Below are 25,369 nucleotides of genomic sequence, written 5' to 3' on the forward strand. Positions count from 1 at the left end.
GGCGCCTCTGTCGTAGGTTGGGGCGGTGTTCTACTGGCGCGCGCACTCCGGTCCCGTGCAATGGGCCTTCACCGACCGCGAGGGTGGCGTCAGCGGCGGCGACTTCGAATCGCTCAATCTGGGCGGGCACGTTGGGGACGAGGTCGGTGCTGTCGAGGAGAACCGTGCTCGGGTCGCGAAATCCGTTGGGGTGCAACGTGATCGTCTGTTGTTCATGCAACAGTGCCACGGGAACGACGTCATCGTCGTCGACCGGGAGTGGGGCTCGGAGGGACCGCCTCCGGCGGACGGCGTCGTCACCGCCACCCCGGGGTTGGCCATCGCGGTGCTCGTGGCCGACTGCACCCCGGTGCTGCTGGCCGACCCGGTCGCCGGCGTCGTGGGCGCCGTGCATGCCGGTCGGCCGGGGATGATGTCCCGCATCGTCGAGTCCGCGGTGCTGCAGATGCGCGACCTCGGTGCCCGTGACATCAGCGCCGTGGTCGGGCCGTCGGTCTGCGGCCGGTGTTACGAGGTCCCCGCGGGGATGCGCGCCGCGGCCGCGGAGGTCGCACCCGAGTCGTCCGCACGGTCGTGGTCAGGCACCCCCGCCATCGATGTCGCCGCAGGGGTGGTCGCCCAGCTGGTGGCCAATGACGTCGGGGTGCAGTGGGTCCCGGGGTGTGCCCGTGAGGACGCACGGCTGTTCTCCTACCGCCGCGACGGGCGCACCGGTCGCTTCGCGGGGGTCGTCGTGGCCGGGGTGGCGTGAGCACCGGCGAGGCGCGTCGCGCCGAGCTCGCCGACAACCTCGCCCGGGTACGCGAGCGCATCGATGCGGCCTGCGCCCGGACCGGACGGGACCCGTCGGACGTCGCGCTGGTCGCCGTGACCAAGTTCTTCCCCGCCAGCGACATCGAGCTCCTGGTGGAGCTGGGCGTCACGGCGATCGGGGAGAACCGCGACCAGGAGGCCTCGGCCAAGGTGTCCCAGCTGGCCCGGCGGCACGACGTGGAGGTCCACTTCATCGGTCAGCTGCAGACCAACAAGGCAGGGTCGGTCGTGTCCTATGCCGACGTGGTGCAGTCGGTCGACCGCCCCAAGCTCGTCGCCGCCCTCGATCGCGCGGCAGCCGCCCTTGGTGTCCGTCCCGCCGTCCTGGTCCAGGTCTCCCTCGACGACCCACCCGACAGGGGAGGGGTCGAGCCGCAGGCTGCCGAGGCGCTGGCCGACGAGGTGGCCGGCTGCGACCACCTCGACCTGCGTGGCGTGATGGCGGTCGCGCCGCTCGGGGCCGACCCCGCGCACGCGTTCGCCCGCCTGCGCGCGGTGGCACACGGCATACAACAGGCGCATCCGCGGGCGACCTGGATCTCCGCTGGGATGAGTGGAGACCTCGAGGCTGCGGTGGCGCACGGAGCGACACACCTGCGTGTCGGGAGCGCAATCCTCGGTTCTCGGCAGTCACACCGGTAACTTCTGTTGCGAAGACGGCGATCTCGCGGTCAAGGCGTGGTCGTGAACGGACAGTAGGCACTGAACCCAAAGGGAGCTCGCACATGGCTGGGGCACTGCGCAAGACGATGGTGTACCTCGGGCTCGCCGAGGATGACGAGCGCTACGACGGTTACGACGAGTACGACTACGACGAGCCCGGCCACCAAGAGGCCCCGGCGGAGCGTTCGGCCGCCGTCACCCCGCTGCCGCAGCGCACCCCCGTCGCCCGGGTCGTCCGCGACGTCGAGGTGGGTGCGCTGAACCGCATCACCACGATCCACCCGCGCACCTACAACGAGGCCAAGAACATCGGCGAGAGCTTCCGCGACGGCACGCCGGTCATCATGAACCTGTCCGACATGGACGACTCCGACGCCAAGCGCCTGGTCGACTTCGCGGCCGGACTGGTCTTCGGACTCCACGGGCAGATCGAGCGGGTCACCTCCAAGGTGTTCCTGCTGTCGCCGTCACACATCGAGGTCTCGGCGGAGGAGGGCCCCGCGGCCCCCACGGCGGCCCGCGGCCTGTTCAACCAGAGCTGACCCACACAGCCAACACCAAACCTCCCATGGCAGGGTGAGCCCATGCTGCTGGGTCAGAACATCGTCGCGAGCACCCTTCGCTTCGTCGTCTTCCTCTTCTTCATCATCCTGCTGGGACGGCTGGTCCTGGACTGGGTGCAGGCCTTCGCACGCGACTGGCGTCCCCGCGGCGCGATCCTCGTCGTGGCGGAGCTCGTGTACACGATCACCGACCCGCCCCTGAAGGCGCTGCGCAAGATCATCCCCCCGCTGACGCTGGGCACCCTGCGCCTCGACCTGGCGTTCCTGGTCCTGATGCTGCTGACCAGCCTGGCGTTGAGCCTGTTGTAGTCGCCCACTTTCCGACGAGCCACATCCTGGTCCGCGCCGCATCCTCTAGGCTGGCGCGTGACCCATTCTCTGGGATGCTTTACCTGCACTGCTCATGCCAGCCAACCGAGGTGACTACATGACGCTCACGCCTGAGGACGTCCTCAACAAGAACTTCACGCCGACGCAGTTTCGGCGTGGCTACGACGAACGCGAGGTGGACGACTTCCTCGACGAGGTGGTCGCCGAGATGCGTCGCATCGTCAAGGAGGGGGATGACCTCCGTGACCAGCTGAACGAGTGCCGGCAGACCAAGGGTATGCCGGTCGTCGCCAAGGCCGACCCCAACGCCGCGGCTGCCAAGGCAGCGGATGCCAAGGCCGCCCAGGAGGCGGAGGCGAAGGCCACCCGCGAGGCCGAGGAGCGCCTGGCGGCCATCACGGCCAAGGCCGACGAGGCAGAGAAGGCAGCCCAGGAGCGGGTGGCTGCAGCCATGGCCCGCGCCGAGGAGGCCGAGAAGACGGCGCAGGCACGCGCGGAGGAGGCCGAGCAGGCCGCCCAGGGTCGCATCTCGGACACCGAGAAGGGTGCCCAGGAGCGCGCGCAGGCCGTCGAGGCCCGCGCCAAGGAAGCGGAGCAGCGGGCCGCCGAGGCTGAGCAGCGGGCTGCCGAGGCCCAGCAGCAGGTCGAGGAGGCCCAGCGCCAGGCCGAGGAGGCCCAGCGCCAGGCTGAGGAGCTCCAGCGCGCCAACGACGAGCAGACCAAGGCCCTCGAGGCCGCCCGGGTCGAGGCGGCGCAGGCGACGCAGGCAGCCCAAGCGGCGCCCATCGTTGCTGCGGAACAGGGCCACGCCGCGGCCGTGGGTGCCGGGGTCGGTGGTGGCGCCAGCGCTGCCGCCCTGCTCGAGATGGCTCAGCGACTGCACGACGAGCACGTCGGCCAGGGCGAGTCCACCAGGGACCGCTTGATCTCGGAGGCACAGGCACGGCATGACGAGCTCGTGGGCGACGGCCAGAGCAAGCACGACGAGCTGATCACGGTCGGCCAGAACAAGCACGACGAGCTGCTGTCCGTGGGTCAGTCCCGCCACGACGAGCTCCTGGCCACGGCGCAGTCCCGGCACGACGAGCTCGTCGGCGAGGCGACGACCAAGCACGAGCAGATGATCACGGAGGCCCGTGAGCGCTCGACCGGCATGGTCCACGAGGCGCAGCAGAAGAAGGCGCAGATCCTCGAGGAGCTCAATCGCGAGCGCAGCATGCTCGAGAAGAAGATCGACGAGCTGCGGACCTTCGAGCGCGACTACCGCGCACGGCTCAAGAACTACATCGAGGAGCAGCTCGCCGACCTCGAGCAGATCGGTGTGGAGCCTGCCGAGGCCGGCGACGACGAGGGCCAGACGCAGGACGAGGGCGGCTCCGACAACCGGTAGGAGGCCTACCTCCGGCTACAGGCAGCAGTGCACGACGAGAGCGCCCACCGCATCGCGGTGGGCGCTCTCTCGCGTTCTGGGAGCCCCGCGGTCCAACGGTTTTGGCTCCGACCGCGTTTTGCCGTTGAGTACGCAGCGCCAAGCGCTTATCCTCACCGCACCTGTGCGCGCTCGACTGGGAGCGCCATGCGACCGAGGGGCCTGGCACACCATGGTTCAAAAGGCGAGAGCTGCAACGAAGTCCGCATCAGCGAGCAAGGCTTCGAGCGCGACCAAGACCGCCCCCGCGAAGAAGGCCGCGCCGGCCAAGAAGGCCGCGCCCGTGAAGAAGGCCGCGCCCGTGAAGAAGGCCGCGCCCGTGAAGAAGGCCGCGCCCGTGAAGAAGGCCGCGCCCGTGAAGAAGGCCGCGCCCGTGAAGAAGGCCGCGCCCGTGAAGAAGGCCGCGCCCGTGAAGAAGGCCGCGCCCGCGAAGAAGGCCGCGCCCGCGAAGAAGGCCGCGCCCGCGAAGAAGGCCGCGCCGGCCAAGAAGGCCGCGCCGGCGAAGAAGGCCGCGCCGGCGAAGAAGGCCGCACCCGCCAAGAAGGCCGCACCCGCCAAGAAGGCCGCACCCGCCAAGAAGGCCGCACCCGCCAAGAAGGCCGCACCCGCCAAGAAGGCCGCACCCGCTAAGAAGACGAGCGCGGCACCGGTCAAGAAGACCAGCGCCGCCACCAGGACCGCCCCCCGGTCCCTGCGGGTCCGTGACGACGAGTCTCCGTGGACGGCGAAGGAGCTGCGCGAGATCCGCACCGCGATCGAGGCCGACGTCGCGCACCTGCGCCAGGAGATCACCGTCGCCGAGGCCGATCTGGTCGGGCTGATGCGGGACGCCGGCGACGGCGCCGGGGACGACCAGGCGGATGCAGGAGCCAAGACGTTCGAGCGCGAGCAGGAGATCTCGCTGGCCAACAACGCCCGCGAGATGCTCGACCAGAACCTCCACGCCATCGAGCGGCTCGACAACGGCAGCTACGGAATCTGCGAGTCCTGCGGCAACCCGATCGGCAAACTTCGCCTTCAGGCCGCTCCTCGTGCGACCCTATGCGTGACATGCAAGACGAAGCAGGAGCGCCGCTGATCGCGGCCGACGAGTCCCCCACCACCACCAGACCCGCACCAGAGCGCCGACGCCTCTTCGGCCTGATGGCCGTAGCGGCCCTCACGGCCTACCTCGCCGACCAGGCGACGAAGGCCTGGGCCCTGGACCACCTCGACCCGGGCGCACCCGTCAACGTTGTCGGGGAGTTCATCCGGCTCAACCTGATCCGCAACGCCGGCGCCGCGTTCTCCATCGGGAACGGCGCCACCTGGGTGCTCACCCTGATCGCGTTCGCCGTGCTGGTCGTCATCATCCGCACGGCCCGCCGGATCGGGAGCCGCGGCTGGGCCTGGGCACTGGGGCTGCTGCTGGGCGGGTCCCTCGGCAACCTCACTGACCGGATGGTTCGCGAGCCCGGTCCCGGACGCGGACACGTCGTGGACTTCATCGACTACTTCGGCCTGTTCATCGGCAACATCGCCGACATCGCCATCGTCGGCGCCGCCGCAGCCATCGGGCTGCTGGCCCTGCGCGGTATCGGTGTCGACGGCAAACGCCCCCACCACGGACGACATGAGGCCGCAGATGACTGACGCCAGAACCCTTTTCGTCCCGGACGGGCTCGAGGGGGAGCGTGTCGACGCTGCCCTGGCCCGGCTGTTCGGGGTCTCGCGCACCAAGGCCGCCGACCTCGCCTCCGCGGGTGACGTCCAGGTCAACCACAAGCAGGCCGGGAAGTCCGACCGCGTCAGCGCGGGCGACCTGCTCGAGGTGACCCTGCCGGCCAGCGAGCAGAGCCCGACGCTCAAGGTGATCGCCGAGCCGGTACCCGGGATGAGCATCATCCACGATGACGACGACCTGGTCGTGGTCGACAAGCCCGTGGGGGTGGCGGCCCACCCGAGCGTGGGCTGGACCGGCCCGACGGTCGTCGGCGGCCTGGCGGCGGCCGGCTACCGGATCGCCACCAGCGGGGCGAGCGAGCGGCAGGGGATCGTCTCGCGCCTCGATGTCGGCACGAGCGGCCTGATGGTGGTGGCCAAGTCCGAGTACGCCTACAGCGTCCTCAAGCAGGCCTTCCGCAGCCGCAGCGTCGACAAGAAGTACCACGCCCTCGTCCAGGGCCTGCCCGACCCGGTCGTCGGCACGATCGACGCACCGATCGGCCGACACCCGAACCACGACTACAAGTTCGCGGTGATGGAGAAGGGCAAGCCCAGCGTCACCCACTACGAGGTGATCGAGGCATTCCGGGCCGCCTCGCTCCTCGACATCCACCTCGAGACCGGCCGCACCCACCAGATCAGGGTGCACTTCTCCGCGCTGCACCACCCCTGCGCGGGCGACCTCACCTACGGCGCCGATCCCACCCTGGCGTCCCGACTCGGTCTCGAGCGGCAGTGGCTGYACGCCGTGGGGCTCGGCTTCGACCACCCCGGAACCGGCAAGTACGTCACCTACGAGAGCCCCTACCCGCCTGACCTGGCCCAGGCGCTCGAGCGTCTCTGAGCCGTCCGGGCGGGCACTGACGTATGCCGCGGGGCCGGCTCCGCGGCATACCTGAGCGTGGTGGGGGAGGCGTCGGGAACCCGCCGCGACACGGGGTCCCGACACGCCGAGGGGCAGTCGGTGGGGAGGCTTAGGATCGTCTCGATGTCCTCCCAGCCCGGCTCCCGCGCCTCTTCCACCACCTCGAGCGGCAACGACTCGTTCGTCCACCTCCACGTGCACACCGAGTACTCCATGCTCGATGGCGCGGCGCGGATCGGTGACCTGTTCACCAAGGCCGCGGAGATGGGGATGCCGGCCCTGGCCACGACGGACCACGGGTACGTCTTCGGGGCCTACGAGTTCTGGAAGAAGGCCCAGGGGACGGGCGTCAAGCCGATCATCGGGGTGGAGGCCTACATCACGCCGGGCACCCACCGCACCGACAAGACGAGGGTCAAGTGGGGCGAGGACCACCAGGGTGGCGACGACGTCTCCGGGTCGGGTGCCTACACCCACATGACGCTGCTGGCCCGCAACAACAACGGCCTGCACAACCTCTTCCGGCTCGACTCCCAGGCCAGCCTCGACCAGGTCTACGCCAAGTGGCCGCGCATCGACCGCGAGCTGCTCGGCCAGTACGGCCAGGGGCTCATCGCGACGACCGGGTGTCCGTCGGGCGAGGTACAGACCCGCCTTCGCCTCGGCCAGTACCGCGAGGCGCTGCAGGCGGCGTCGGACTTCCGCGACATCTTCGGCAAGGACTACTACTTCGCCGAGCTGATGGACCACGGCCTCGACATCGAGCGGCGGGTGCAGAAGGACCTGTTGCGCCTGGCCCGCGAGCTCGGTCTGCCCCTGGTCGCGACCAACGACCTGCACTACACGACGCGCGAGGACGCCAAGGCGCACTCCGCCCTGCTCTGTGTCCAGTCCGGCTCGACCCTGATGGACCCCAACCGGTTCAAGTTCGACGCCGACGACTTCTACCTCAAGAGCCCGGCCGAGATGCGCCACACCTGGCGCGAGCTGCCCGAGGCGTGCGACAACACCCTGCTCATCGCAGAGATGTGCGACATCTCGTTCACCGAGGACGAGGGCCGCTACATGCCCCGTTTCCCTTGCCCCCCAGGGGAGAACGAGGAGTCGTGGTTCATCAAGGAGGTCCAGCGAGGGCTGGTCGAGCGGTTCCCGGGCGGGGTCCCCGACTACGCCACCAAGCAGGCCGCTTTCGAGACCGACGTCATCGTCTCCAAGGGCTATGCCGGCTACTTCCTCGTCGTCGCCGACTTCATCAACTGGGCCAAGGAGAACGGCATCCGGGTCGGTCCCGGTCGTGGCTCGGGTGCGGGGTCGATGTGCGCGTACGCCATGAAGATCACCGACCTCGACCCGATCCCGCACGGCCTGATCTTCGAGCGGTTCCTCAACCCCGAACGACCCTCGCTGCCTGACTTCGACGTCGACTTCGACGAGCGCCGACGCGGTGAGGTCATCAAGTACGTGACGGACAAGTACGGCGCCGACCGCGTCGCCCAGATCGTCACCTACGGCACCATCAAGGCCAAGCAGGCCGTCAAGGACGCCGCCCGGGTGATGGGCCACCCGTTCGTCGTGGGGGAGCAGCTCACCAAGGCGATGCCGCCCGACGTCATGGGCAAGGGCGTGCCACTCGCCGAGATCTACAACAAGGAGCACAAGCGCTACAACGAGGGCGGCGACTTCCGCACGCTCGTCGAGACCGAGCCGCACTTCAAGGAGATCGTCGACACCGCGCTCGGCCTCGAGGGGCTCAAGCGTCAGTGGGGGGTGCACGCCGCCGGCGTGATCATGTCGAGCGAGCCGCTCATCGACGTCATCCCGATCATGCGGCGGCTGCAGGACGGCCAGGTCATCACCCAGTTCGACTACCCGAGCTGTGAGGCGCTCGGGCTGGTCAAGATGGACTTCCTCGGCCTGCGCAACCTCACCATCCTCGACGACGCCATCGACAACGTGGTGGCCAACCGTGGCGAGGAGATCGACCTCGACGCGCTGTCCAAGGACATGACCGACAAGGCCACGTTCGACCTGCTGGCACGCGGCGACACCCTCGGGGTCTTCCAGCTCGACGGCGGCGGCATGCGCACGCTGCTCAAGCTGATGCAGCCCGACAACTTCGAGGACATCTCCGCGGCCCTCGCGCTCTACCGACCCGGCCCGATGGGGGTCAACGCCCACACCAACTTCGCCCTGCGCAAGAACGGCAAGCAGGAGCTCACGCCGCTCGACCCGCAGCTGGCGGGCAAGCTCCAGCAGGAGATGGTCGACGCCCTCCTGCCGATCCTCGGCACCACCTACGGCCTGGTGATCTACCAGGAGCAGGTCATGGAGATCGCCCAGAAGCTGGCCGGCTACACCCTCGGCAACGCCGACCTGCTGCGTCGCGCGATGGGCAAGAAGAAGAAGGAAGTCCTCGACGCGGAGTACGTCCCGTTCTCCCAGGGCATGAAGGCCAAGGGGTTCAACGAGGCCTCGATCGCGGCACTGTGGGGCGTCCTCGTGCCCTTCTCGGACTACGCGTTCAACAAGGCGCACACCGCCGCCTACGGGCTGGTGTCCTACTGGACCGGGTACCTCAAGGCCAACTACCCGGCTGAGTACATGGCAGCGCTGCTCACGAGTGTCGGCGACGACAAGGACAAGTCGGCGCTCTACCTGGGCGAGTGTCGGCGGATGGGCATCAAGGTGCTGCCCCCCGACGTCAACGACTCGGTGGCGCGGTTCGCCGCGGTGGGCACCGACATCCGCTTCGGCATGCAGGCGATCCGCAACGTCGGGCACAACGTCGTCGAGGCGATCGTGGCCGCGCGCGAGGAGAAGGGCGCCTTCACCTCGTTCAAGGACTTCCTGTCCAAGTGCCCAGCCGTGGTCTGCAACAAGCGCACCATCGAGTCGCTGATCAAGGCCGGCGCCTTCGACGGGCTGCAGGAGTCGCGACAAGGGCTCTACCGCGTGCACGAGGACTTCGTGGACAACTTCGTCGACATCAAGCGCCAGGAGGCGATCGGCCAGGACTCGCTGTTCGGGTCCTTCGGCGACGATGCGGCAGGGGAGTCCGTCGACTTCTCCGTGCTACCCACCATTCCCAGCGTCGAATGGGACAAGAAGACCCTCCTGCAGTTCGAGCGCGAGATGCTGGGGCTCTATGTGTCCGACCACCCGCTGTTCGGGATCGAGCACGTGCTCAGCTCACACGCCGACACCTCGATCGCGAGCCTGATGGGGGAGGACGGCAAGCCCGAGGGAGCCAACGTCACGATCGCCGGGCTGATCACCGGCCTGCAGGTCAAGCGCACCAAGAAGGGCGACCTCTGGGCGATCGTCACGGTGGAGGACCTCGAGGGCGCGATCGAGTGCCTCTTCTTCCCGAGCGCCTACCTCACGGTTCAGCATGCGCTCACCCACGACGCCGTCGTCGTCGTCAAGGGCCGGGTGAACCGGCGCGACGACACCCCGACCATCTTCGCCTCCGACCTGACGCTGCCCGACATCTCAGAGGGGCCGCGGGGCCCCGTCGTGGTCACCATCGACACCAACCGGGCAACCCAGACCAAGGTCGAGGAGCTGAAGTCGGTGCTGTCGTCGCACCCCGGCTCCACCGAGGTCCACGTCCGACTGAGCCAACCCGGTCGCTCGGTCCTGATGAAGCTCGAGGACTCCTACCGGGTCAACGCGACGGAAGCGCTCTTCGGCGACCTCAAGGTGATCCTCGGCCCGCGCTGCCTGGCCGGCTGAGGCCACCACGTAGGGTGCGAGCGTGACCACGCCTGAGGCAACCCCACCAACCACCGCGCCCATGGTGAGTGCGCCGCCTGTGCCGACGGGACCCGCCCCGGCCCCCCCTCGGGCGGAGCAGCGCGAGAGCACGCGGGAACACCACGGTGACGTCATCGTCGACCCCTACGAGTGGCTGCGTGACAAGGAGGACCCGGCGGTGCGCGCGCACCTCGAGGCGGAGAACGCCTACGCCGAGGCGGTGACCGCCGACCTGCAGCCACTGCGCGACGCGATCTTCGAGGAGATCCGCTCCCGCACCCAGGAGACCGACCTCTCGGTCCCGGTCGCGAGCGGCCCCTGGTGGTACTACTCCCGCAGCTTCGAGGGCTCGCAGTACACCGTCGAGTGCCGCGCCCCGCGGGTCGAGGGCGCGCCGCGACCGATGCCCGAGCCCGGCTCCGAGGTCGAGGGCGAACAGATCCTGCTCGACGCGAACGCCGAGGCGGCGGGGCACGACTTCTTCGCACTCGGGGCGCTCACGGTGAGCCCGGACCACCAGCGCCTCGCGTATGCCGTGGACACCGAGGGCGACGAGCGGTTCGCGTTGCGGGTCAAGGACCTTCGCACCGGCGACGTCATCGACACTGCGGTCGACGAGGTGGGTTACGGGTGCGTGTTCTCGCTCGACGGCCAGCACCTCTTCTACACGCGGGTCGACGAGACCTGGCGCCCCCACCAGGTCTGGCGACACGAGGTCGGTACTCCCACGGCCGCTGACGTCCTCGTCCACCATGAGGAGGACGAGCGCTTCTGGATGGGCGTCGGGTCCTCCCGGGACGACCGCTGGCTGATGATCGGCCTGGGTTCGAAGACGACGTCGGAGGTCCGGATCCTCGACGCAGCCGACCCGACGGGCGAGTTCCGCGTCGTCGCGCCCCGGCGCGAGGGTGTCGAGTACGACGTGGAGCCCGCAGGAGACCGCCTGCTGATCGTGCACAACGCGGACTCGATCGACTCCGACCTGGCCTGGGCCCCGCTCGATGCCACCTCGGCCGACCAGTGGCAGACCCTGATGCGGGCCGAGCGGGGGGAGCGGTTCCAGGGCATCGACGCCTTCGACGACGTCGCAGTGCTGTCGCTGCGCAGGGACGGGCTGACCGCCCTGCGGGTCCTCGACCGCGACCCGGCTCAGGCGTCGGGCTTCGCCGGCCACCACGACCTGCAGTTCGACGAGCCGGTCTACTCGGTCGGGCTCGGCGACAACCCCGAGAGCGCCTCGACGAGGCTGCAGGTCGTCTTCGAGTCGATGGTGACGCCCAAGACGGTCTACGACTACGACGTCGTCAGCCGAGAGTTCGAGCTGCTCAAGCGACAGCCAGTGCTCGGCGACTACGACCCGACGCAGTACGAGCAGCGGCGCGAGTGGGCGACCGCGGCGGACGGCACCAAGGTGCCGCTGTCGCTGGTCTACCCCGCCGGCACCCGACCCGACGGAGCCCACCCGGGGCTGCTCACGGCCTACGGCTCGTACGAGATCTCGTCCGACCCCTACTTCTCGGTGGCCCGGCTGTCGCTGCTCGAACGCGGCTTCGTCTATGCCATCGCGCACGTTCGCGGGGGTGGCGAGCTCGGACGGGCGTGGTACGACGAAGGAAAGCTCGCGACCAAGAAGAACACCTTCACCGACTTCGTCAGCTGTGCTGAGCACCTCGTCGAGAGCGGCTGGGTGGCACCGGATCGACTGGTGGCAGAAGGCGGTTCGGCTGGTGGCCTGCTCATCGGTGCAGCGGTGAACCTTGCGCCCGCTCGCTTCCGTGCCGTGCACGCCGCCGTCCCTTTCGTCGACGCCCTCACCACGATCCTCGACCCCTCGCTGCCGCTGACGGTGGTGGAGTGGGAGGAGTGGGGCAACCCGCTGGCCGACCCCGAGGTCTACGGCTACATGAAGTCCTACTCGCCGTACGAGAACGTGCAGCACGCGGCATACCCGGCGGTCCTCGCCACCACGTCGCTCAACGACACGCGGGTGTTCTTCACAGAACCGGCGAAGTGGGTTGCCCGCCTGAGGGAAGCCACGACGAGTGACCCAGCCCAGCGCCCCGTGCTGCTGCGCACCGAGATGGTCGCGGGCCACGGGGGCAAGAGTGGGCGCTATGACGCGTGGCGGCAGGTGGCCTGGGAGTGGGCTTTCCTCATCGACCAGGTGGACGCCGTGACGAGGAACTCCCGATTCAGTCTGAAATGACCGTGTCTCAGCACCGGTGGGGGCCCTACCCTTTCGGATAGAGCGATCCAGGTCGGACAGAGGCGGAATGCGTGGGTGAGGGCCGAACGCGGGAGGCGCGTCGTCTTGCTGCCCACAGCGACTGGGCCGCCACGCCTCTCGGGGCTCGGTCGCTGTGGCCACCACAGCTCGAGGCCGCCTGGGAGATCGCCCTGGAGTGTCCGCTGCCGGTGGCGCTGCTGTGTGGAGCCGACCTCACCATGCTCTACAACGACGCCTTCCGCGACCTCTTGGGCAGCAAGCACCCGTCGGCGTTCGGACAGTCTGCGCGCACGGTGGTCGCGGAGATCTGGGACGACCCCAGGGTGGGTCCGCTGCTAGAGCGCACCTTTGCCGAGGGCGAGTCGTTCCTCGACGAGGGCAGCGAGCTGCGGCTGGACCGCGGGCGAGGGTCGGTTGCCGGCCACGGCACCGGGTCCCAGGGTGGGTCCCGAGACGGGTCCCAGGAGGGGCCGGACGACGGGACCGACGTCGGCTACTTCCTGCGGAGCGGGTCGCCGGTCCTGGCCGAGGACGGGAGCGTGCTGGCGGTCCTGCACGTCATCGTCGAGACCACCAGTGCCATCGGGCGGGCGCGCGCCGTCGCGAAGCTCGCCGCCCAGCTCGCTGTCGCAGTCACCGTGGACGACGTGTGCAAGGTGGTCCTGCGCCAGGCGATGGTGGCCTTCGACGGGCTGTCCGTCTCGATCTGCCTGCCGTCGCCGGGGCCGGCCTCGTGGCGGATGGCGCGACGCCACCGGATCGAGCAGCTCTCGCCCGACGAGGAGCGCTTGCCGCTGATCTGGTCCGAGCTCGGGGAGGACATGTCGGCGACCATCGCCCAGGCGATCGCGCGCGGCGAGCCCTACCTGTCCGACAACGGCGAGATCGTGGCCGTGCCGACCAAGGCGGGCGGAAGGGACTCGGCGCTCGTCATCCAGCGCGAGGCCGCTCCCGTGCCGCACGACGTCATGGCGGTGCTCGCGCCTTTCCGTGAGCTCGTGGGGGATGCCCTGGGTCGGGCCGTCGTCTATGACGCCGAGCGCACCACGGCAGAGCTCCTCCAACGCACGCTGCTGCCCCCCAACCTGCCGCAGTCCGACGCGATCAGCATCGCCGCTCGCTACGAGCCGGTGTCGGAGGGGACGGTGGCCGGCGGAGACTTCTACGACTCGTTCTTCCTCCCGGATGGCCGGCTGGCCGTGGTCATCGGAGACGTCGTCGGGCGGGGCGTCATGGCAGCCACGGTCATGGGCCAGGTGCGCGCCGCCGTGCGGGGCGCGGCCCTGACCAACAGCGAGCCGGCCTCGGTCATGAACGCCCTCGACCGTGTCGTCTGGGACCTGGACGCCCTGTGGCCGGCGTCGATGCCGCTCGGCTCGCCCCGGGCCAGACCGGGGATGGCCTTCGGTGGCGAGCTGTTCGTGACGATGCTCTACGGCACGGTCGACCCCGAGACGGGCGACGTCGTGCTGGCCAGCGCGGGCCACCCGCTCCCGGCACTGCTCTTCGGCCATGCCTCCCGCGAGGAGGGTCAGTCGCGGGCGATGCTGTTGACGGTGCCCGTCGGTCCGCCGCTGGGGATTGAAGGGGTCCGGCCGGCACACCACCTCACCCTCGGGGTCGGCGACATGCTGGTCTGCTTCACGGACGGCCTTCTCGAGCGGCGCGGTGAGGCCTTCGACGAGGGCGAGGCCCGGCTGCTGGAGGTGTTGTCCGACATGCCGCCCGGCAGCCCGCGCAGCGTGGCGCAGCACGTCATGGACTCGATGCTGCAGACCTCCGGCCAGGAGGATGACTGCGCAGTGCTTGCCGTCGGGCGCTCACCGGCGGGGCACCGGCGGGCCGCGATCGTCGTCCCACCCATGCCGGAGTCCGTGCGTGCCGCTCGGGACTGGGCGCGCGAGCAGCTGACCGACTGGAACGTCGGCGACGGGGACCAGCACACCGTCGTCACCGGGATCTCCGAGCTCATCACCAACGCCGTCCTGCATGCCGGGACCGAGTCACACCTCACCATGGACCTCGACACCGGGATCCTGGCCGTGACCGTCGCCGACAGTGGCAACAGGGGCGAGCCACTGTTGACCGGCGCGGAACCCATGGCAGTCCGCGGCCGGGGCCTGTCGCTCGTGCGCGCCATCGCCGACGCCTTCGGAGCCCACCGGACCTCGGCCGGATCTACCGTCTGGTTCGAGGTGGCCGTCGAGCTGGTGGGGGCGCAGTCCACCGCCCAGGGTTGGGCCGGCTGATCCGCCCACGCGCGGGCCGGCTCCGGGCCGCGGGTGAGGTTCGTACGACTCCGTGGCCCGGACCAGCCGGACTCGTCCCGATTTGGTCGGGAGTGGCCGATCGTCCGTTCGGACATCGCTCGGTGACCAACGAACGAGACCGCCCGCACCGGCGCGCCGCCAACGCCTTGTCTGCGGCATCGTTCATGCTGCGCGTCAGAAGGATCGCCCGGACGAGTGCTCGTCCTGAACGGTGAAGGGTCGATGGATATGTGGCAACGGCTGCTCGAACGGTTCGTCCCCCTCATGGACGAGGACGTCTCGTCGCTGGACCGACGTGACGGTGTGGGCACCTCGAACGACTCGGCTCCTGCGCTGCCCCGTCGCGTCGGTGCTGCCGCGGCGCCCGTCAGCCACATCCGCACGGCGTACGAGGGACGGATCAGCCCCCTGACCTCCTGAGGCCCCGGTCAGTGCACCGTGGCCGGCGGCTCGCCGAACCGGTTGGTGCCGGGACTCTGACCCTCTCGTTGCTGGGCCCGTCGATGTTCTCACGCCCCGAGCAGCGCGGCGCGGTCCCTCGGGAGTTTGAGAGCATGGGCACCGTGCCCGAGTCGGTGTCGTTCTCCAGTACCAGCGGACCGCGCCTTGCCGGCGTCATCGACCAGCCCGATGGGCCGGTCCGGGGTTGGGGCGTCTTTTCCCACGGCTTCACCTTGGGCAAGAACAGCCCCGCGGCCAGCCGGATCTGCAAGCAGCTGGCCCTCGAGGGCATCGGGATGCTGCGGTTCGACAACCTCGGGCTCGGTGACTCCGAGGGTGACTGGGGGGACGGGTCGTTCTCGCACAAGGTCGCGGACACCGCCCAGGCGGTGCGGTTCATGAACGAGTCCGGTCGCCAGGTGCGGCTCCTGGTGGGGCACTCCTTCGGGGGCGCGGCGGTGATCGCGGCGGCCCACCACCTCGAGTCCGTGCGGGCGGTGGCGAGCATCGGAGCGCCGTACGAACCAGGGCACGTGGAGCACAACTACGACGCCCTCGTGGAGCGGATCCTGGCCGACGGGGAGGCTCCTTTCCTTATCGGTGGCAAGGCGCTCGTCCTGCGCCGGCACTTCATCGAGGACGTCCGGGCGGTGGACCTGCGCGAGCAGATCAGGACCCTGCGCCGGGCACTCCTGGTGATGCACTCCCCGACCGACAACACCGTGGGCATCGCGAACGCGAGCGAGATCTTCCGGGCCGCTCGGCACCCACGCAGCTTCGTGTCACTCGAAGGCGCCGACCACCTGCTCACCGGCAGGAACCAGGCCAAGCGGGCGGCCCGGATCATCAGCGCGTGGGCCGACCCCTACCTGGTCGAGCGGTGACGACGACGCACCGTGACCTCGGCACCCTCGTCCTCGTTGTTCCTGTCACCGAGCCAGCTCGGCCATCGACGAAAGGGCGGACCGGACATGTGGCAGCGACTGATCGAGCGGTTTGTGCCCCTCCGGGAGGACGAGCCCTCGGGCCTCGACCGACTTGACGGCGTGGGCCGCGTCAGGTGCCGAGCGCTTCCGCTCGAACCCCACGCGCTGCTCGAGGCGCAGGAAATCTCGGGCCACACGACCCTGAGGCGCGATCCCGAGACGTGGTGAGAGGTGCCTACGCCCCCTGGCCCCCTGTTGCGTAGGCACCTCTCTTCCCCGCACCAAGATTCCTCGCGGTGAGCCCTCCAGACCATAGTCAGTTTGAGCCATTTGCCCACCCATCGGGAGGAGGCATCATGGTTGATTCGGCCCTTTCGGCGATGGTCCCCACCCTGAGGGTCACCGGCGTGTGAGCCCCCCGGTGTAGGCCCGGTGTGGGCCCGGTGGCGGGATCAGCCGGCCAGGACGACGACCAGGGTGCGCGGCCCGTGGACACCTTCGACGCGGTCCAGCTCGATGTCGCTCGTCGCCGAGGGTCCACTGATGAAGGTGAGTGGGGCCCTCGGGTCCACCCGGCCCAGTCCCTCGGGAACCGTCTGCACGATGTCGGCCGTCCGGACGACGCAGACGTGGGTATCGGGGACCAGGGTGATGGCGCGGCGCCCGCAGAGGAGCCCGGCGTCGAGGACGATGGTGCCGGTCTCGGAGATCGCGACCACGGACCCGGTGACGACCGCGGGGATGCGGTCGAGCGCTCTGGCGTCCAGTGAGCCGTCGTCCACGACGACGTCGGCCAGCCACGAGGTCCACTCGCGCGGTGTGCCGGCAGGAGTGACGGCCTGTCCGATCTCGAGGGAGGCCAACGCGTTCGCAACCGCCTGTCCGATGGAGTCGTCGTCGTCCGCGCCGACGCGGACGACGGTGGCCTTGTAGTCCTCGAGCCGGTCGACGAGCTGGAGGACGAGCTCAGGTGCGCCCGCGGCATACGCGCCCTGCGTGCGGTAGGTGCGAGTCGCCGGCGGCGCTGACGGGTCCTCGCCGAGGGCGCCGCGGATGCGGGCCAGCACCTCCTCGCGGGCGGTCACGACGAGCTCCCACGGGTGCGGGTCCACCAGTCGCGGAAGGACTCGGCCTGCGGGCTGGGGGCGTCGCGCGAGGCGGTCCACCCGCTCAGCGGCGGAGGGAGGGGGATGAGGGTCTTTCCTTTTCGTATGCCGTGTCGTGCCAGCGCCGCGGCGCGTCCCGCCTTCGCGAAACGCCGTTCGTCGGCCATCGCCCAGGCGGCGGCCTTCATGACGGCGGCCTCAGGGCTGGGGAGTCGGTGGTTGTCGGCATGGGCCTCGGTGTGCTCGGCGCGCAGCTGGACGAGCATGTCGGGGATGTTGATCTTCACCGGGCACACGTCGTAGCACGCCCCACAGAGCGAGGAGGCGTACGGCAGCGAGTCGTTGGGGTCGTCTCCGCCGGTCAGGCCGGTCAGCAGCGGCGTCAGGATGGCGCCGATCGGGCCGGGGTAGACCGAGCCGTAGGCGTGGCCGCCGGTGCGTTCGTAGACCGGGCACACGTTGAGGCAGGCCGAGCAACGGATGCAGTGCAGGGCGGTGCGGCCGAGCTCGTCGGCGAGCGCGCGGGTGCGGCCGTTGTCGAGCAGGACCAGGTGGAACTCCTGGGGTCCGTCGCCGGGGGTGACCCCGGTCCAGGTCGACGTGTAGGGGTTCATCCGCTCGCCCGTGGAGGAGCGGGGCAGGAGCTGGAGGAAGACCTCGAGGTCGCGCCACGTCGGGACGACCTTCTCGATGCCCATCACGCTGATCAGGGTTTCGGGCAGCGTCAGGCACATTCGTCCGTTGCCCTCGGACTCGACCACAGTGAGCGTGCCCGTCTCGGCGACCCCGAAGTTCGCACCGGAGACCGCGACCCTGGCTCGCAGGAACACCTCACGCAGGTGGGTCCGGGCCGCGGCCGCGAGCACCGCCGGCTCGTCGGTCAGGCCCGGGTCCACGCCGGGCATCTCGCGGGCGAAGATCTCGCGGATCTCGGCCCGCCCGCGGTGGATCGCCGGGACGAGGATGTGCGACGGCTTGTCGTGGCCGAGCTGGACGATCAGCTCGGCCAGGTCGGTCTCGTGGGCGGTGATGCCTGCGGCCTCGAGGGCCTCGTTGAGCCCGATCTCCTGGGTGGCCATCGACTTGACCTTGACGACCTCGTGGGCTCCCGTGGCACGGACGAGGTCGGTCACGATGCGGTTGGCCTCGGCGGCGTCGCGCGCCCAGTGGACGGTGCCGCCCCTTGCGATGACGTTGGCCTCGAGCTGTTCGAGCAGCTCGGGCAACCGGGCCATCGTGTCGGCCTTGATCGCGGAGCCGGCGTCGCGCAGGGCCTCCCAGTCCGGCACCTCGGCCACCACGCTGGCCCGCTTGGCCCGGATGGTGGAGGTGGCGTGGGCGAGGTTGCGCCTCAGCTGAGTGTTGGCCAGCGCGTCTCGGGCCTCGGCGGGAAACGACCGGTCGCCGGTCAGGTGGCCCACGGCGGTGTCGGCGGCGGGGCCGCGCACCCGGCCACCCGGCATGCCGAGGAAGGTGCTCATGCGGTGCTCGCCAGGATCTCGGCGAGGTGCACGGGTCGCACCCCTGTCTTCAGGCGGGAGAGGCCGCCACCGATGTGCATGAGGCAGGAGGAGTCACCGGCGGTGACGACCTCGGCCTTGGTCGTGAGGACGGAGGACATCTTGTCGGCGAGCATGGCGGTGGAGGTCTCGGCGTTCTTGACCGAGAAGGTGCCCCCGAAGCCACAGCACACGTCGGCTGCGGGCAGCTCGACCAGGTCGATGCCGCGCACCGCGCGCAGCAGGTGCAACGGGGCTTCGCCGACTCCCAGCAGGCGCAGGGAGTGGCAGGTGGGGTGGTAGGTCACGCGGTGCGGGTAGGAGGCCCCCACATCGGTCACGCCGAGCACGTCGACGAGCAGCTGGGACAGCTCGAAGGTCTTCGCCGCGACCGCCTCCGCTCGCACGGCCAACGGCTCGTCACCGGCGCGGCGCGCGATCGCGGCGTGCTGGTGGCGCACCGAGCCGGCGCACGACCCGGAAGGCGCCACGACAGCTTCGCAGCCGTCCGCGACGGCCTGCTCGAAGACATCGACGTGGTGGCGGACCAGCCCCACCGCGTCACGCTGGTAGCCGGTGTTGGTGTGCATCTGGCCGCAGCAGGTCTGGGCCTGGGGGAAGACGACCTCGTGACCGAGCCTCTCGAGCACCGTGACCGTGGCGCGACCCACGTCCGGGAAGAGAACGTCTCCGAGGCACGTGACGAACAGCGCGATCTTCATCAGGCGCTCCTGCGGGCGGCAGCAGTGGAGGCGCGGGCCACGAGCTCGGGCTGGAAGACCACGTGCTGGTGCTCGTGCTCGTCGCCCTGCTCGGCCTCGTCCACGAGCAGCCGGGCGGCCGTGCGACCGAGGAGCTGTCGCGGTTGGGCCACGGTGGTGAGCGGCACGGCGGCCGCAGCCGCGTACTCGATGTCGTCGTACCCCACGATGGCCACGTCGTCGGGCACCCGCACACCGAGCTGCACCAGGTGCTGCAGGAGGCCCAGGGCAAGCAGGTCGTTGGCGCAGAACACCCCCGTCGGGCGACTGCGCCGCGGCAGGCCGAGCAGCCGCTCTCCGGCCCGCCGGCCCTCGGCGATCGTGAGCGCGTCGGTCTGGATCCAGACGAGGTCGTCGGGGCGCAGGCCGGCGGTCTCCATGGCCCTGCGGGCCCCGATCTGACGGTCCTTGACCTGGGGGATCTCGAGGGGCCCCCCGATGAAGGCGAAGCTGTGGTGCCCCGCCTCGATGAGGTGGTTGAGGGCGAGCTCGCCACCGCTCACGTCGTCGACCCCCACCGTGCACCAGTCGTGGGGGCCCTGCGGCGCCCGGTCGACCAGGACGACCGGGACCCCCTGCTCCCGCAGCCGGGCCAACCGAGGGTTGGCGTAGTCGATCGCCGTGATCAGCACGCCGCGCACCCGCAGCTCGGTGAGCTGCTCGAGGTACTGGTCCTCGCGGTCCGCGTCGAGGTCGCTGTTGCACATGAACAGCGACAGGTGCTCCGTCTTCGCGACCTCCTCGATTCCCCGGGTGACGTCGGTGAAGAACGGGTTGGACGCGTCGAGGACGAGGTAGGCGAGCGTGCGACTTCGCCCCGCGGCGAGCTGTCGAGCCGAGGCATTGGGCACGAAGCCGAGCTGGGCGATCGCTGCTTCGACCTTGGCCCGCGTGGTCGGACGGACGGCGTCGGGACGGTTGAGCACGTTGGACACGGTGCCGACCGAGACCCCCGCCACGGCGGCGACGTCCTTGATGCTCACCGAAGCCATGTGCCTGGTCCTATCCATTGGTGCCGACGACGGGATGACTGCTCATTGTTGCGGTTGGGCTCGCGCGACGGGTCAGGAGGGCACGAAGTCGCGAACCTCCTGGGTCGCGTGCAGGTTCGCCCTGATCTCCTCGAGGCTGGCCGGCGCGGCACCGTGGGCTCTGGCCTGGACCAGTATGTTGCCCAAGGCCGTGGCCTCGACTGGTCCGCTCGTGACAGGCTTGCCGGACAGATCGGCGGTGAGCTGGCACAGGAGCGCGTTCTGGGAACCACCGCCGACGATGTGGATTACGTCGATGTCGTGGGCCAGCTCGGTGGCCTGGCCGAGAGTGCGGGCGTATGCCGTGGCGAGCGAGTCGAGGATGCACCGCACCGTGGCAGCCGGCCCGGCAGGGAGCGTGCGGCCCTCGCGGGACACGGCGGCAGCGATCCGCTGCGGCATGCGCCCCGGGGGGATGAACTCGGGGTCGTCGACGTCGATGGTCGGGCCACCGCCGGGCAACGTCTCTGCTTCGGTGAGGAGCGAGTCGAGGGCGTGGGTGGTGCCCTCGTCGGCCCAGGTCCGCAGGGACTCCTGGAGAAGCCACAGTCCGCCGACGTTGCGCAGGTACCTCACTCGCCCGTCGACCCCACCCTCGTTCGTGAAGTTCGCCTGCTGGCTCTCCCGGGTGAGGACCGGCTTGTCGAGCTCGAGTCCGGCGAGGGACCAGGTGCCGCTGGAGACGTAACCGAACCGACGGTCGGTGGCTGGCACCGCGACGACGGCCGAGGCTGTGTCGTGCGACCCGACAGTGGTGACCACGACACCCGGGCCCAGACCGGTCGCCCGGGTCACCGTCGGGAGCAGTCGACCGCGGATGTCGCCCGGCTGGTCGAGGTCGGGAAGGAGGTGTTCGGGGAGGTCCAGCAGGCTCAGCACTTCGGTCGACCAATCCCCGGTGGAGACGTCGAGCAGCCCGGTGGTGGAGGCGTTGGTGGCTTCGGTGCGGAGCTGTCCGGTGAGCCAGTGGGCCAGCAGGTCCGGCAGGAGGACCACGTGGGCGGCCCTGTCCCACAACGGGGATTGCCTCTCCGCCTCCAGCTGGTAGACAGTGTTGAACGGGAGGAACTGGAGCCCGTTCACGGCATACAGGTGGTCCTGGCTGATCCGGTCGTGGACGCGCGCGATCACGGCATCGGTCCGGCCGTCGCGGTAGGAGATCGGCTCGGCGAGCAGCCGACCGTCGGAGTCGAGCAGTCCGTAGTCGACGGCCCACGTGTCGATGCCGATGGACTCGACGTCGGGGAACTGGGCAGCCAGCTCGGTCAGCCCGGTGAGGACCTCGTCGAAGAGCCCGGTGAGGTTCCACCGCAGGTGACCACCCTGCATCGCCGCTCCGTTGGCAAAGCGATGCAGGGTGTGCAGTTGGGTCCGGCCGCTGGCCGGGTCGACGACGCCGGCCATGACCCGGCCGCCGGAGGCTCCGATGTCGACGGCGCCGAACACCCTGCCTGCCATGGTCTAGCGCAGGAAGGCGTTGGCGACGCCGGAGTCGACGGGGATGTGCAGGCCGGTGGTGTGGCTGAGCTCGTCGGAGGTCAGCACGGCGGCGGCATTGGCGACGTGCTCCGGAAGGACCTCGCGGCCGAGTAGGGTGCGCTTGGCGTAGTAGGCGCCGAGCTCCTCCTCGGCGACGCCGTAGACCTCGGCGCGCTTGGCGCCCCAGCCGCCGGCGAAGATGCCGCTGCCGCGGACCACGCCGTCGGGGTTGATGCCGTTGACCTTGATGCCGTGCTCGCCGAGCTCGGCGGCGAGCAGCCGGACCTGGTGGGCCTGGTCGGCCTTGACGGCGGAGTAGGCGATGTTGTTGGGGCCGGCGAAGACCGAGTTCTTGGAGGAGATGTAGAGGATGTCTCCGCCGAGCTTCTGGTCGATCATCGCCTTGGCTGCGGACTTGGAGGCCAGGAAGCTGCCCTTGGCCATGACGTCGTGCTGCAGGTCCCAGTCGGCCTCGGTGGTCTCGAGCAGTGGCTTGGAGATGGACAGTCCGGCGTTGTTGACGAGCAGGTCGATCCCGCCGAAAGCGAGCAGGGTGGCGTCGACGGCCGCCTGGACGGCAGCTGCGTCGGTGACGTCAGCCTGGACGCCGACAGCGACATCCGTGCCACCGAGCTCCGCGGCGGCGTCCTGCGCCTTGGCCAGGTCGAGGTCAGCGATGACGACGCAGGCGCCCTCGGCGGCGAGGCGGGTGGCGATGGCCTTGCCGATGCCCGAGGCGGCCCCCGTGACGAGGGCGATCCGCCCTGCGTGCGAGCGGGGCTTGGGCATGCGGGCGAGCTTGGCCTCCTCCAGGGCCCAGTACTCGATGCGGAACTTCTCCGACTCGTCGATGGGGGCGTAGGTCGAGACCGACTCGGCTCCCCGCATCACGTTGATGGCGTTGGTGTAGAAATCGCCGGCGACGCGCGCGGTCTGCTTGTCCTTGCCGTAGGAGAACATCCCCACCCCGGGGACGAGGACGATGGCCGGGTCGGCGCCGCGGATCGCGGGGGAGTCGGGGGTGGCGTTCCGGTCGTAGTAGGACTGGTAGTCCTCGCGGTATGCCGTGTGCAGCTCGCCGAGGCGTGCCACCGTCTCCTCGACGGTGGCGTCGGCGGGGAGGTCGACGACGAGGGGCTTGACCTTGGTGCGCAGGAAGTGGTCGGGGCAGGAGGTGCCGAGCTCGGCCAGGGGGGCGAGCTTCTCACTGGCCAGGAACTCGAGGACGACGTCGGTGTCGGTGAAGTGGCCGACCATCGCCTTGTCCCGAGAGGCAACCGCACGGACATGGGGCGCGAGGGCGGCGGCCTTGGCGCGTCGCTCGGTCTCCGGCAGGGCGGCATACCCGGGCACCTGGGGGCCGAAGGGGTCGGTCTTGCCGTGCTCGTCGAGGTAGGCCTGCGCGGTCTGGATGATCCACAGCGAGTTGGCTTCGGCCTCCTCGCTCGTGTCGCCCCAGGCGGTCACGCCGTGGCCGCCGAGGATGGTGCCGACGGCGTGCGGGTTCGCCGTCTTGATGGCGGCGATGTCGAGGCCGAGCTGGAAGCCGGGGCGACGCCAGGGCACCCAGAGGACCTTGTCGCCGTAGATCTCCTTGGTGAGCTGCTCGCCGTCCTTGGCGGTCGCGATGGCGATGCCGCTGTCGGGGTGGAGGTGGTCCACGTGAGCCGCATCGACCAGACCGTGCATCGCCGTGTCGATCGACGGCGCCGCGCCGCCCTTGCCGTGCAGGCAGTAGTCGAAGGCGGCGACCATCTCGTCCTCGCGGTCGACACCGGGGTAGACGTTCACGAGGGAGCGCATCCGGTCGAGGCGCAGGACGGCCAGGCCGGACTCCTTGAGCGTGCCGAGGTCGCCACCGGAGCCTTTGACCCAGAGGAGCTCGACCTGCTCGCCGGTCACCGGGTCGGTCTCGGCGCCCTTGGCGGAGGTGTTGCCGCCCGCGTAGTTGGTGTTCCTCGGGTCGGCGCCCAGGCGGTTGGAGCGGGCGATCAGGTCGGAGACGGCGGGGTTGGTCATCGGGGAGTTCTTTCTCGTTCGGGGGTCGGTCGGGATGAGCTCGGGGGGATCGGTGACGGTCAGGCGATGGAGGCTCAGGCGCCCCAGCCGGCCTGCGTGCCGCCGACACGGTCGGCGGCGATACGGTCCTGGTAGCCGCTGGCGGCGTACGCCTTCAGGGGGTCGGCGGGCAGCCCGCGGCTGGCGCGCCAGTCCGCGAGGTCGGCGCGCACGTCGGTGTAGAAGGCGTCCATGAGGACCCCGTTGGCGCCCAGCACGTCACCGGCGCGCTCGGCTGCGCGCAGCGCCTCACGGTCGACGAGCAGGGCCCGGGCCGTCATCTCCTGGACGTTGAGCACCGACCGGATCTGGCCGGGGATCTTGTCCTCGACGTTGTGGCACTGGTCGAGCATGAAGGCCACGTCGCTGTCGTCGCCGTAGCCGCCGCCGCGGATCACCTCGTAGAGGATGCGGAACAGCTGGAACGGGTCGGCCGCCCCGACGATGAGGTCGTCGTCGGCGTAGAAGCGCGAGTTGAAGTCGAAGGAGCCCAGCCGACCCAGCCGCAGCAGCTGGGCGACGATGAACTCGATGTTGGTGCCGGGGGCGTGGTGGCCGGTGTCGAGGCACACGCTCGCCTTGTCGCCCAGGGCCAGGCAGTGGACCAGCGAGGTGCCCCAGTCGGGGACGTCGGTGGCGTAGAAGGCGGGCTCGAAGAACTTGTACTCGAGGACCAGCCGCTGGTGCTCGCCGAGGCGGGCGTAGACCTGCTGGAGGCTGTCGGCCAGGCGGTCCTGACGGTCGCGCAGGTCGCCCTGACCGGGGTAGTTGGTGCCGTCGGCGAGCCAGATCTTCAGGTCCCGGCTCCCGGTGACGTCCATGATGTCGATGCACTCGACGTGGTGGGCGATGGCCTTGGCGCGGATGCGCTCGTCCACGTTGGTGAGGCTGCCGAACTTGTAGTCGTCGTCCTGGAACGAGTTGGAGTTGATCGTGCCCAGGCGCAAACCCAGGTCCTCGGCGAAGCGGCCGAGCTTGTCGTAGTCGTCCACCTTGTCCCACGGGATGTGGAGGGCCACCGACGGCGCGAGCCCCGTCAGCCGGTGCACCTGGGCCGCGTCCGCGAGCTTCTCCTCGACCGTGCGCGGCGTGCCCGGGGTGGTGAAGACCTTGAAGCGCGTGCCCGAGTTGCCGAACGCCCAGGAGGGCAGCTCGATCGCCTGCTCGGCGAGCCGGTCTGCGATGTCGGCGAAGGTGTTCATCCGTGACCGTCCGTTCATGAGTGTAAATGAAGCGCTTCAGTTGAGTGGAGTAAACAGCATGGACCGGCGCACGTCAACGCCGAACTGTGGACTGCTCGCAGGAGAGGGCGCCTAGGGCCGCATGGCTTGATGTCAAGGGCCTGTGAGGCCGGAATAAATCGCGAATGAATGGTTGACAGGTTCAAGTGGCACCCTTACCTTGGAGCCACGTCAGGAAATGAAGCGATTCAAAACAGGACGTGAGAC

The 25,369-nt window shown here is 69.7% G+C and carries 20 protein-coding genes; 13 read left to right on the forward strand and 7 right to left on the reverse strand.

All coding sequences use genetic code 11. The features are described from left to right. Nucleotides 1-25: 25 nt before the first annotated feature. The 13 genes from pgeF (at nucleotide 26) to AC1DWR_RS02725 (ending at nucleotide 15,945) form a co-directional block, all read left to right on the forward strand. Nucleotides 26-751: a peptidoglycan editing factor PgeF gene (pgeF, locus tag AC1DWR_RS02665; protein WP_477623585.1), complete on the forward strand. Its 726-nt coding sequence runs from the start codon at nucleotides 26-28 to the stop codon at nucleotides 749-751. Continuing rightward, nucleotides 748-1,455: a YggS family pyridoxal phosphate-dependent enzyme gene (locus tag AC1DWR_RS02670; RefSeq protein ID WP_477623586.1), complete on the forward strand. Its 708-nt coding sequence runs from the start codon at nucleotides 748-750 to the stop codon at nucleotides 1,453-1,455. Before pgeF ends, AC1DWR_RS02670 begins: the two co-directional genes overlap by 4 nt. Before the next feature lie 83 nt (nucleotides 1,456-1,538). Continuing rightward, nucleotides 1,539-2,018, forward strand: coding sequence for a cell division protein SepF (locus tag AC1DWR_RS02675; RefSeq protein WP_477623587.1), 480 nt, complete (start codon nucleotides 1,539-1,541; stop codon nucleotides 2,016-2,018). Between the two features lie 42 nt (nucleotides 2,019-2,060). Continuing rightward, the gene (locus AC1DWR_RS02680; RefSeq protein WP_477613302.1) at nucleotides 2,061-2,348 is read left to right on the forward strand and encodes a YggT family protein; all 288 of its coding nucleotides are present in this window, start codon (nucleotides 2,061-2,063) and stop codon (nucleotides 2,346-2,348) included. A 118-nt stretch (nucleotides 2,349-2,466) separates the two neighbouring features. Next, a complete protein-coding gene (locus tag AC1DWR_RS02685) occupies nucleotides 2,467-3,759 on the forward strand; it encodes a DivIVA domain-containing protein (protein ID WP_477623588.1) in 1,293 nt (430 codons plus the stop codon). 211 nt (nucleotides 3,760-3,970) lie between these two features. Next, on the forward strand, nucleotides 3,971-4,876 hold the full coding sequence (locus AC1DWR_RS02690; protein ID WP_477623589.1) for a TraR/DksA family transcriptional regulator: 906 nt from the start codon (nucleotides 3,971-3,973) through the stop codon (nucleotides 4,874-4,876). After that, nucleotides 4,849-5,430: a signal peptidase II gene (gene lspA / locus AC1DWR_RS02695; protein WP_477623590.1), complete on the forward strand. Its 582-nt coding sequence runs from the start codon at nucleotides 4,849-4,851 to the stop codon at nucleotides 5,428-5,430. The genes AC1DWR_RS02690 and lspA overlap by 28 nt, the downstream gene beginning before the upstream one ends. Further along, complete coding sequence (locus AC1DWR_RS02700; RefSeq protein ID WP_477623591.1) at nucleotides 5,423-6,346, forward strand: RluA family pseudouridine synthase; 924 nt, start codon at nucleotides 5,423-5,425, stop codon at nucleotides 6,344-6,346. Before lspA ends, AC1DWR_RS02700 begins: the two co-directional genes overlap by 8 nt. Nucleotides 6,347-6,490: 144 nt before the next feature. Further along, the gene (gene dnaE / locus AC1DWR_RS02705; protein ID WP_477623592.1) at nucleotides 6,491-10,102 is read left to right on the forward strand and encodes a DNA polymerase III subunit alpha; all 3,612 of its coding nucleotides are present in this window, start codon (nucleotides 6,491-6,493) and stop codon (nucleotides 10,100-10,102) included. A gap of 61 nt (nucleotides 10,103-10,163) precedes the next feature. Next, complete coding sequence (locus tag AC1DWR_RS02710; RefSeq protein WP_477623814.1) at nucleotides 10,164-12,329, forward strand: S9 family peptidase; 2,166 nt, start codon at nucleotides 10,164-10,166, stop codon at nucleotides 12,327-12,329. Nucleotides 12,330-12,400: 71 nt separating this feature from the next. Continuing rightward, nucleotides 12,401-14,599 (forward strand): ATP-binding SpoIIE family protein phosphatase, encoded by a 2,199-nt coding sequence (locus AC1DWR_RS02715; RefSeq protein WP_477613296.1) that lies wholly within the window; start codon nucleotides 12,401-12,403, stop codon nucleotides 14,597-14,599. 216 nt (nucleotides 14,600-14,815) lie between these two features. Then, a complete protein-coding gene (locus AC1DWR_RS02720) occupies nucleotides 14,816-15,040 on the forward strand; it encodes a hypothetical protein (RefSeq protein ID WP_477623593.1) in 225 nt (74 codons plus the stop codon). A 134-nt stretch (nucleotides 15,041-15,174) separates the two neighbouring features. Further along, nucleotides 15,175-15,945, forward strand: coding sequence for an alpha/beta hydrolase family protein (locus tag AC1DWR_RS02725; protein WP_477623594.1), 771 nt, complete (start codon nucleotides 15,175-15,177; stop codon nucleotides 15,943-15,945). A 494-nt stretch (nucleotides 15,946-16,439) separates the two neighbouring features. Here the strand turns inward: AC1DWR_RS02725 and AC1DWR_RS02730 are convergent, their stop codons facing one another. The 7 genes from AC1DWR_RS02730 to rhaI all read right to left on the reverse strand — a co-directional run bounded on the left by AC1DWR_RS02730 (nucleotide 16,440) and on the right by rhaI (nucleotide 25,123). Then, nucleotides 16,440-17,072 carry a LutC/YkgG family protein gene (locus AC1DWR_RS02730; protein ID WP_477623595.1) on the reverse strand — a complete coding sequence of 211 codons (633 nt, stop codon included), beginning with the start codon at nucleotides 17,070-17,072 and terminating at the stop codon, nucleotides 16,440-16,442. Continuing rightward, nucleotides 17,069-18,574 (reverse strand): lactate utilization protein B, encoded by a 1,506-nt coding sequence (locus AC1DWR_RS02735; RefSeq protein ID WP_477623596.1) that lies wholly within the window; start codon nucleotides 18,572-18,574, stop codon nucleotides 17,069-17,071. The genes AC1DWR_RS02730 and AC1DWR_RS02735 overlap by 4 nt, the downstream gene beginning before the upstream one ends. Further along, a complete protein-coding gene (locus tag AC1DWR_RS02740) occupies nucleotides 18,571-19,314 on the reverse strand; it encodes a (Fe-S)-binding protein (RefSeq protein ID WP_477623597.1) in 744 nt (247 codons plus the stop codon). The genes AC1DWR_RS02735 and AC1DWR_RS02740 overlap by 4 nt, the downstream gene beginning before the upstream one ends. Then, a complete protein-coding gene (locus AC1DWR_RS02745) occupies nucleotides 19,314-20,345 on the reverse strand; it encodes a LacI family DNA-binding transcriptional regulator (protein ID WP_477623598.1) in 1,032 nt (343 codons plus the stop codon). Before AC1DWR_RS02745 ends, AC1DWR_RS02740 begins: the two co-directional genes overlap by 1 nt. 72 nt (nucleotides 20,346-20,417) lie before the next feature. Then, nucleotides 20,418-21,842 (reverse strand): rhamnulokinase, encoded by a 1,425-nt coding sequence (locus AC1DWR_RS02750; RefSeq protein WP_477623599.1) that lies wholly within the window; start codon nucleotides 21,840-21,842, stop codon nucleotides 20,418-20,420. A gap of 3 nt (nucleotides 21,843-21,845) precedes the next feature. Beyond that, the gene (locus tag AC1DWR_RS02755; protein WP_477623600.1) at nucleotides 21,846-23,882 is read right to left on the reverse strand and encodes a bifunctional aldolase/short-chain dehydrogenase; all 2,037 of its coding nucleotides are present in this window, start codon (nucleotides 23,880-23,882) and stop codon (nucleotides 21,846-21,848) included. A 74-nt stretch (nucleotides 23,883-23,956) separates the two neighbouring features. Continuing rightward, nucleotides 23,957-25,123, reverse strand: a complete 1,167-nt coding sequence (rhaI, locus tag AC1DWR_RS02760) for an L-rhamnose isomerase (RefSeq protein WP_477623815.1) — start codon at nucleotides 25,121-25,123, stop codon at nucleotides 23,957-23,959. Between the last annotated feature and the right edge of the window lie 246 nt (nucleotides 25,124-25,369).

The sequence above is a fragment of the Pedococcus sp. P2_E2 genome (assembly GCF_056403955.1).